1 protein-coding gene is annotated in these 559 nt (G+C 63.0%); it reads right to left on the reverse strand.

From position 1 onward, the window contains the following. Positions 1-84: 84 nt before the first annotated feature. A partial coding sequence (locus AACY08_RS28330; protein WP_339472409.1) for a hypothetical protein occupies positions 85-559 on the reverse strand: 475 nt, incomplete at its 5' end.

Below are 559 nucleotides of genomic sequence, written 5' to 3' on the forward strand. Positions count from 1 at the left end.
CCCCCCCCCCCCCCCCCCCCCCCCCCCATTTTTTTTTTTAACCATTACTCGGCAATCCCCATTACTCGCACTGTCCGGCTTTGATTACTGGGGGTCTTCGATCTCGGAGAGACGCTCGAGTATGTGGATTGCGCGCTGGACCGGCTCGGGCGCGAGCCAACGGTGGAGGTCGCCATGTTTCGTCAGCGACGTCTTCGTGATCGTGCCGACCAGATAGACGTGTTCCTCGCCGTCTTCGTCGGTCGCGCGCCGTTCGAGGCAGCCCTCTTCAAGCCTGAGTATCTCGGAGGCGCGCGCGCCAACAAGATAGGCGATGACGGTGAAGCAGGCATCGCCAAGCCGGTCGAGCATGAACGCCAGGCGGCGCAGTGGCCATTCCGGATTCGGATACCGATCGGCGCAGGGACATGGCTCGGCCAGCATCGCGCGTCTGATATGCCAGTGGAGCATTCGTCCCTGGTGCCGTGGTCGGAGCCGTTCATACAGGTCTGCGAGATGGTCGCGCAGGGCGATTATCTGGTCCGCCGGATCGCCGAGCAACTCGATTGCCCCGCTGATC

The organism is Pseudomonas sp. EL_65y_Pfl1_R83 (genome assembly GCF_963970695.1).
Lineage (GTDB): Bacteria > Pseudomonadota > Gammaproteobacteria > Pseudomonadales > Pseudomonadaceae > Aquipseudomonas > Aquipseudomonas tritici.